The 7958-nt window shown below is 63.4% G+C and carries 8 protein-coding genes; all 8 read right to left on the bottom strand.

From position 1 onward, the window contains the following. Positions 1-530: nitrilase-related carbon-nitrogen hydrolase (locus tag G3436_RS23420; RefSeq protein ID WP_163950059.1), on the bottom strand; the 530-nt coding region annotated here is incomplete at its 3' end. Continuing rightward, positions 518-1666 (bottom strand): pyridoxal phosphate-dependent aminotransferase, encoded by a 1149-nt coding sequence (locus tag G3436_RS23415; RefSeq protein WP_163950056.1) that lies wholly within the window; start codon positions 1664-1666, stop codon positions 518-520. The genes G3436_RS23415 and G3436_RS23420, both read right to left, overlap by 13 nt. Positions 1667-1847: 181 nt before the next feature. After that, the gene (der, locus tag G3436_RS23410; protein ID WP_163950054.1) at positions 1848-3311 is read right to left on the bottom strand and encodes a ribosome biogenesis GTPase Der; all 1464 of its coding nucleotides are present in this window, start codon (positions 3309-3311) and stop codon (positions 1848-1850) included. A 117-nt stretch (positions 3312-3428) separates the two neighbouring features. After that, on the bottom strand, positions 3429-4580 hold the full coding sequence (bamB, locus tag G3436_RS23405; protein WP_163950052.1) for an outer membrane protein assembly factor BamB: 1152 nt from the start codon (positions 4578-4580) through the stop codon (positions 3429-3431). Beyond that, positions 4573-5214, bottom strand: coding sequence for a tetratricopeptide repeat protein (locus G3436_RS23400; protein WP_163950050.1), 642 nt, complete (start codon positions 5212-5214; stop codon positions 4573-4575). Before G3436_RS23400 ends, bamB begins: the two co-directional genes overlap by 8 nt. 40 nt (positions 5215-5254) lie before the next feature. Beyond that, positions 5255-6544 (bottom strand): histidine--tRNA ligase, encoded by a 1290-nt coding sequence (gene hisS, locus G3436_RS23395; RefSeq protein WP_163950048.1) that lies wholly within the window; start codon positions 6542-6544, stop codon positions 5255-5257. Positions 6545-6572: 28 nt separating this feature from the next. Then, positions 6573-7682, bottom strand: a complete 1110-nt coding sequence (gene ispG, locus G3436_RS23390) for a flavodoxin-dependent (E)-4-hydroxy-3-methylbut-2-enyl-diphosphate synthase (RefSeq protein WP_163950046.1) — start codon at positions 7680-7682, stop codon at positions 6573-6575. A 3-nt stretch (positions 7683-7685) separates the two neighbouring features. Continuing rightward, on the bottom strand, positions 7686-7958 hold a 273-nt coding region (locus G3436_RS23385), incomplete at its 5' end, for a DUF4115 domain-containing protein (protein ID WP_163950043.1).

Below are 7958 nucleotides of genomic sequence, written 5' to 3'. Positions count from 1 at the left end.
CGCGCCGCCGGCCAGTTGGCGGTGTACAGCAACAGGTCGGTGTCCTGGGCATCACGGCTCCACACCGGGAAGCGCAGGTCGTAGCAGATCAGCGGCCGCACCCGCCAGCCCTTGAGCTCGAACTGCACCTGGCGCTCGCCAGGCGTGTAGTGCTTGTGCTCGCTGGCCATGCGGAACAGATGGCGCTTGTCGTAGAACAGGATCTCGCCATCCGGGCGCGCCCACAGCAGGCGGTTGCGGTGGCTGCCATCGTCAGCCTGGATGATCACGCTACCGGTCACCACCGCGTCGAGCCGCTTGGCCTGGCTCTTGAGCCATTTGTAGGTTGGCCCCTGCTCGGGCTCGGCCAGGCTTTCGGAGTCCATCGAAAACCCGGTGGTGAACATCTCGGGCAGCATGATCAGGTCGGCACCGCGGGCCTGCTCCAGCAGCGCCTCGAAATGCTCGTAGTTGGCCAGACGGTCCTGCCAGGCCAGGGTGGTCTGCACCAGGGCGATGGTCAGGTTGGGCAGTGAACTCAGATCGCGCATAGCTTTTCCGCTGCCTGGCGCAGCGTCTCCTCGCGTTTGGCAAAGCACAGGCGCACCAGGCGCTGCTTGGGGATGGGCTGCTGGTAGAACACCGAGACCGGAATGGTCGCCACGCCGTGCTCGCGGGTCAGCCACACGGACATCTCGACATCATTGAGGTCCGGGCGAATCGCTGAATAGTCGACCAGCTGGAAGTACGTGCCGGCGGCCCGCGTGAACTGCAAGCGCGACGTCTTGAGCAGGTCGCAGAACAGGTCGCGCTTGGCCTGGTAGAACGCCGGCAATGTCTGGACATGCTCGGGGTGCTCGGCCATGAAATCGGCCAGCGCCCATTGCAGCGGGGTCACACCACAGAAATTGACGTACTGGTGCACCTTGCGCAACTCGGCGCTCAAGGCCGGTGGCGCCACCACGTAGCCGGTCTTCCAACCGGTGACGTGGTAGGTCTTGCCGAACGAGCTGACCACGAAGGCGCGCGCATACAGCGCCTCGTGGGCCAGCACACTGGCGTGGCTCACGCCGTCGTAGACCAGGTGTTCATACACCTCGTCGCTGAGCAGGTAGATATCGCGCTCGGCGATCAGGGCTGCCAGCTGGTCCAGTTCTTCACGCGTGATCAAGGCGCCGCTGGGGTTGTGCGGGGAATTGATGACGATCATGCGCGTGCGTGGGCTCAGTGCATCGCTGAGCTTCTGCCAGTCGATGGCGAAGGTATCGGCCGCCAGTTGCACGTGTACGCAGCGCCCACCGGCCAGTTCCACGGCGGGTTCGTAGCTGTCGTAGCAGGGGTCGAAGACAATCACCTCGTCGCCTGGACGAATCACCGCGTGGATGGCACAGAAGATCGCGGCAGTGGCCCCTGGGGTGATGGTCACTTCGCTGTCAGCATCGACGCTTTTGCCGTAGCTGCGGGCAATCTTGGCCACTACCTGCTGGCGCAGGGCGGGCAAACCGGTCATCGGGGAATATTGGTTGTGGCCGGCACTGATGTGCCGCCCTACCGCGTCGAGCAGTGCCTGCGGACCGTTGAAATCGGGAAAGCCCTGAGACAGGTTCAAGGCGCCGGTCTGTACGGCGAGCTGGGACATGGTGGTAAAGATGGTAGTGCCGACGTTCGGCAACTTGCTGCTGATCATGAAGCCCTCTTTCCTGCGCGGTCAGGCTCCGAGCATAGCGGATTGGACCGGCAGGAAAAAGGCGACATCCTGGCTGCTACGCAGCCTTTGGCTGGCAAGCCAGCCCCCACAGGAACTGCATTGGCCTCAAGGGCAGCAATCAACCTGTGGGAGCTGGCTTGCCAGCGAAGAGGCCGGTAGATCAGCGCTTGTCTTTGCGCTTCTTGGCCGACTTCTTGTGGTGCGACATCAGGCGGCGCTTCTTGTTGACCTGGCGGTCAGTCAAGGTGTTCTTGTTGCCTTCGTACGGGTTCTCGCCACCCTTGTACTCGATGCGGATCGGCGTACCGACCAGCTTCAGCACACGACGGTAGGTGTTTTCGAGGTAGCGCGAGTACGACTTCGGTACCTTCTCCACCTGGTTGCCGTGGATCACGATGATCGGCGGGTTGGCGCCGCCCAGGTGGGCATAGCGCAGCTTGATGCGACGGCTGTTGACCATCGGCGGCTGGTGCTCGCTGACCGCGTCTTCCAGAATCTGCGTCAGGCGGCTGGTCGGCCAGCGGGTAACGGCCGACTTGAACGAGTTCTGCACCGACTGGTACAGGTTGCCCACGCCGGTGCCGTGCAGCGCCGAGATGAAGTGAATGTCCGCGAAATCGACGAAGAACAGCCGGCGCTCCAGCTCGGTCTTCACGTAGTCACGTTCGCCCGGCAGCATGCCGTCCCACTTGTTCAGCGCGATCACGATGGCGCGGCCGGCTTCCAGGGCAAAGCCCAGCAGGTTCAGGTCGTGGTCTACCACGCCTTCGCGGGCGTCCATGACAAAGATCACCACGTTGGCGTCCTTGATCGCCTGCAGGGTTTTCACCACCGAGAACTTTTCGACTTCCTCGTGGATCTTGCCGCGCTTGCGCACACCGGCGGTGTCGATCAGCGTGTACTTCTCTTCGTTGCGCTCGAAGGGAATGTAGATACTGTCGCGGGTGGTGCCCGGCTCGTCATACACGATGACCCGGTCTTCACCGAGCATGCGGTTGACCAGGGTCGACTTGCCGACGTTGGGGCGACCGATGATGGCGATCTTGATGCCATCTTTCTCGCTGGGGCCAGGAATGCGGACCGCTTCCTCGCCCTCGGCGACGTTCATGTCGATTTCTTCTTCGTCCTTGTCCCGCGGGAAGTCGCTGAGCACAGCTTCCAGCAGGTTGTTCACGCCACGCCCCTGGGCGCCGGCCACACCGATGGCATTGCCCATGCCCAATGGCGAGAACTCGGCAATGGCGGTGTTCGGATCGATATTGTCGATCTTGTTGGCGACCAGGAACGAACGCTTGTTGCGCTTGCGCAAATGCTCGGAAATCATCTGGTCGGCAGCGGTCAGACCGGCACGGGCGTCCACCAGAAACAGCACGACATCCGCTTCCTCGATGGCCAGCAGCGACTGCTCGGCCATCTTTTCGTCCATGCCATGCTCGTCACCGGAGATACCGCCGGTGTCGACCAGGATATAGGAGCGCCCTTGCCAGCGCGCTTCACCATATTGACGGTCACGGGTCAGGCCAGACAGGTCGCCAACGATGGCATCGCGGGTCCTGGTCAGGCGGTTGAACATTGTAGATTTGCCGACGTTCGGTCGGCCCACCAGGGCGATTACGGGAACCATGCGGCTCTCCACTGCTTGAATTCAAAAAATACAAAGGCCGCTGCAGTGCAGCGGCCGGAGTTCGGGCGGCGCCCCGAAGGCGCCGCAGCCCAAGGCCCGCAGGCCTCAAGCATAGACTCAGCGAATGGTCAGCGCTTCGAGTTTGCCGCTGTTGCCATACACATAAATCATGTCGCCCACCACCAGCGGCCGTGCACGCACGCCGTCGCTGTCGATGCGCTCGCGGCCCACGAAGCGGCCGTCCACCTGGCTCAGCAGGTGCAGGTAACCTTCCAGGTCGCCCACTGCCACGTAGCTGGAGAACACTTCCGGCGCCGACAGCTGGCGACGTGCCAGCGAATCGTTGCTCCACAGTGCCGACGACGAACGCTCGTCGATGCCTTCGACGGTGCCCGCTGCCAGGCTCACGTAGACGTTGCCAAAGCCCTGGGCGACACCCGCGTAGCTGGAGGCATCACGCTGCCACAGTACACGGCCGCTTTCCAGTTCCAGGCCGGCGACGCGGCCCTGGTAGCTGGCTACATAGAGCGTGCCGCCCGACAGCAGCAGGCCGCCGTCGATGTCGACCACGCGGTCCAGCTCCGAGCGACCTTGCGGGATGGCAACACGCTGCTCCCAGACCGGCACGCCGTTCTGGGTATCCAGTGCAACCACCTTGCCGGTGGACAGGCCGGCCACGGCCAGGCGATTGGTCACGATTGGCGCACCGGTGCCACGCAAGGTGAGGACCGCCGGGGTGCTCTCGTAGATCCAGCGGCGTTCGCCGGTGCTGGCATCCAGGCCGATCACGCGATCGTCCTGGGTCTGCACCACCACCACGTCACCGTTGGTCGCCGGTGGTGCCAGTACTTCACTGGTCACCTTCGAACGCCATTTTTCTTCGCCGGTGCTGGCATCCAGGGCAATCACTTCGCCCTTGAGGGTGCCCAGCATGACCATGCCGTAGCCCACGCCCACCGCGCCGGAGACCGGCAGGTCGAGGTCCTGTTTCCAGGCCACGTCACCGTTCATGCGGTCCATCGCCATGACCACGCCCGTGACATCGGCAGCGTAGATGCGGTCATTCTCGATGGCCGGGACCAGCATGTTGAAGCTGTCGCCCTGGCCATCACCGATCGAACGGCTCCATTGCTTCTTCAGGACCACCTCTTCGGTGAACTTGGTCAGCTCGGCCGGCGGCAATTCCTTTTTGCTGTTGCTGCTGCAACCAACGGCCAGAAGGGCCACGGCCAGCACTGCTGCATGTTTCCAACCGATCACGTCACGCATCCCCTTTGGCCAGGTCGTCGAGCTTGAGTTGCAGGCCACCGATCGCAGCGTCGTCAGACAGCGCGGCCTTGGCTTTTTCATACGCGGCGTGAGCATCGTCGGCGCGGCCCAGCTGTACCAGCAGGTCGCCCTTGAGTTCTTCACGGCTGGCCAGGAAAGCCTTGTCGGCATCGCCTTCAAGCAGCTTCAGGCCGTCTTCGACCTTGTTCTGCGCGGCCAGTACACGGGCCAGACGCTGCCGGGCGATCTCGCCCAGGGTGGCGTCAGCCGGCTTGTCGAGCACGCTCTTGAGCTCGGCAGCGGCGTCGTCGAGCTTGCCGCTCTCGACCGCAACCTTGGCCACGAACAGACTGGCGTACTGGGCATAGGCCGAGCCGCCGAATTCGTTCTTGAGCTTGCCCGACAGGTCCGCGACCTTGGCCATGTCTGGCTGGCCAGTCGGCGTCAGGGTGGTTTCCAGCAAGGCCTGGTAGAGGTTCGAAGCACCTTGCGACTGGTTGCCCTGGTACTTCTGCCAGGTATTCCAGCCCAACACCACAACCAGCGCCAACAGGCCGCCGGTCAGCAGTGGTTTGCCGTTGCGCTGCCACCAATCCTTGAATGCGGCCAGCTGTTCATCATCGCTACTCGACACCCCAATACTCCTTTTCACCAAATCTGGCTGTTGACCCGCTTCACGCCTGCGCGAGAGAAGCTTCCAGGTGCTCGGCCAGAGCATCCCAGGCAATGTTTTGTTGTTCGCCCTGACCACGCAGGGGTTTGAAACCTACCACTTGTTGCGCCAGTTCGTCGTCCCCCAGGATCAAGGCGTACAGAGCGTTGCTCTTGTCGGCCTTCTTGAACTGGCTCTTGAAGCTGCCCGCCCCTGCGTTGACCTGCAGGCGCAAGGCCGGCAGACGGTCACGCAGGCGCTCGCTCAGGGCCAGGCCCGCAAGCTCGGCCTGCTCGCCAAAGGCGCACAGGTACACGTCGACCTGACGTGCGATCGACTCCGGCACCTTGCCCAGGGTTTCGATCAGCAGGATCAGGCGCTCGATACCCATGGCAAAGCCGACGCCCGGGGTCGGCTTGCCGCCCATCTGCTCGACCAGGCCGTCGTAACGGCCGCCCGCGCACACGGTGCCCTGCGAGCCGAGCTGGTCGGTGACCCACTCGAACACGGTCTTGCTGTAATAGTCCAGGCCACGCACCAGCTTGGTGTTGATCACGAACGGGATGCCGGCGGCGTCCAGGCGAGCCTTCAGGCCCTCGAAGTGCACGCGCGATTCTTCGTCCAGGTAGTCTTCCAGCTTCGGCGCACCGACCAAGGCAGCCTGGGTATTGGCGTCCTTGCTGTCGAGGATGCGCAGCGGGTTGGTCTTGAGACGGCGCTGGCTGTCTTCGTCCAGTTGCTCCAGGCGGGCCGAGAGGAACTCGACCAGCGCGTCGCGGTAGCGCGCCCGCGCTTCGCTGGTGCCCAGGCTGTTGAGCTCGAGCTTGACCGCGTCACGAATGCCCAGTAGGCCCCACAGGCGCCAGGTCATCACGATCAGCTCGGCGTCGATGTCCGGGCCGTCGAGGTTGAATACCTCCAGGCCGATCTGGTGGAACTGACGATAGCGGCCTTTTTGCGGACGTTCGTGGCGGAACATCTGGCCGATGTACCACAGCTTCTGCACCTGGCCACCGCCGCTGATGCCATGCTCAAGCACCGCACGCACGCAGGCAGCGGTGCCTTCCGGGCGCAGGGTCAGGGAGTCGCCGTTGCGGTCGGCGAAGGTGTACATCTCTTTTTCGACGATGTCGGTCACTTCACCGATCGAGCGCTTGAACAGCTCGGTCGGCTCGACGATCGGCGTGCGAATCTGGCGATAGCCGTAGGTGTCCAGCAGGCCGGCCACGGTGCTCTCGAAATAGCGCCACAGCGGGGTCTGCTCGGGCAGGATGTCGTTCATGCCACGGATGGCTTGCAGCGATTTGCTCACGGTAAATCCTTAACGAAATCGGTGTCGGTCAACCGCGGGCAATCACTGCCGCGTCGGCCTCGGCCTTTTCGGCCGCTTTCTGGCGGATGAGTTTTTCCAGCTCGTCCACCAGGTTGTCATTGGTCAGCTTCTGCGCCGGTTTGCCATCGATGTAGATCAGGTTCGGCGTGCCGCCGGTCAGCCCTACATGGGCTTCCTTGGCTTCGCCGGGACCGTTGACCACACAGCCGATCACCGCGACGTCCAGCGGTACCAGCAGGTCTTCGAGGCGCCCTTCCAGCTCGTTCATGGTCTTGACCACATCGAAATTCTGCCGCGAGCAGCTCGGGCAGGCGATGAAGTTGATGCCACGCGAACGCAGGTGCAGCGACTTGAGGATGTCGTAGCCGACCTTCACTTCTTCGACCGGGTCGGCCGCCAGCGAGATGCGGATAGTATCGCCAATCCCGTCGGCAAGCAGCATACCGAGGCCCACCGCCGATTTCACCGTGCCCGAACGCAGGCCACCGGCTTCGGTGATGCCCAGGTGCAGCGGCTGCACGATCTGCTTGGCCAGCAGGCGGTAGGCTTCCACGGCCATGAACACGTCGGAGGCTTTCACGCTGACCTTGAAGTCGGGGAAGTTCAGGCGGTCGAGGTGCTCGACGTGGCGCAGGGCCGATTCGACCAGCGCGGCCGGGGTCGGCTCGCCGTACTTTTTCTGCAGGTCCTTTTCCAGGGAGCCGGCGTTGACGCCGATGCGGATCGGGATACCCCGATCACGTGCCGCATCCACCACCGCGCGCACACGGTCTTCCCGGCCGATGTTGCCTGGGTTGATGCGCAGGCAGTCCACACCCAGTTCGGCCACGCGCAAGGCAATGCGGTAGTCGAAGTGGATATCGGCCACCAGCGGCACGCTGACCCGCTGCTTGATGCGACCGAAGGCTTCGGCAGCATCCATGTCCGGCACCGAGACACGCACAATGTCGACGCCGGCATCGACCAGGCGGGTGATCTGCGCCACGGTCGCATCGACGTCGTTGGTATCGGTGTTGGTCATGCTCTGGACCGCGATGGGCGCATCGCCGCCGACAGGCACATTACCCACCCAGATTTTGCGCGATTCGCGACGTTTGATCGGAGATTCGCCGTGCATGACTTATTGTCCCAACTTCAGGCGAGCAGTCTCGCCACTGATGAACGGCGCCACGTCGACGGGCTGGCCGTTGTAAGTGATCTGCGCGCCACGGGCAAAGCCCAGGCGCACCGCGAACGGCGGCTTGCCGGTCAGCTCCAGGGTGTCACCCTTGCGCTTGGTGGCGTTGAGCAGCACCTTGCCATTGCCATCGGTGACCGACGTCCAGCAATCGGCCACGTACTGCACGTGCAGCGAGGCGCTGCCGGCAGTCGGCACGGCGGCAGGTGGCGCAGG

The organism is Pseudomonas brassicae (assembly GCF_010671725.1).
Lineage (GTDB): Bacteria > Pseudomonadota > Gammaproteobacteria > Pseudomonadales > Pseudomonadaceae > Aquipseudomonas > Aquipseudomonas brassicae.
This window is presented reverse-complemented; position numbering and strand designations above follow the sequence as displayed.

Excerpts from the sequence above, each read along its gene's own strand:
- der (WP_163950054.1), bottom strand. The coding sequence starts at position 3,311 with ATGGTTCCCGTAATCGCCCTGGTGGGCCGACCGAACGTCGGCAAATCT.
- G3436_RS23415 (WP_163950056.1), bottom strand. The coding sequence starts at position 1,666 with ATGATCAGCAGCAAGTTGCCGAACGTCGGCACTACCATCTTTACCACC.
- bamB (WP_163950052.1), bottom strand. The coding sequence starts at position 4,580 with ATGCGTGACGTGATCGGTTGGAAACATGCAGCAGTGCTGGCCGTGGCC.
- ispG (WP_163950046.1), bottom strand. The coding sequence starts at position 7,682 with ATGCACGGCGAATCTCCGATCAAACGTCGCGAATCGCGCAAAATCTGG.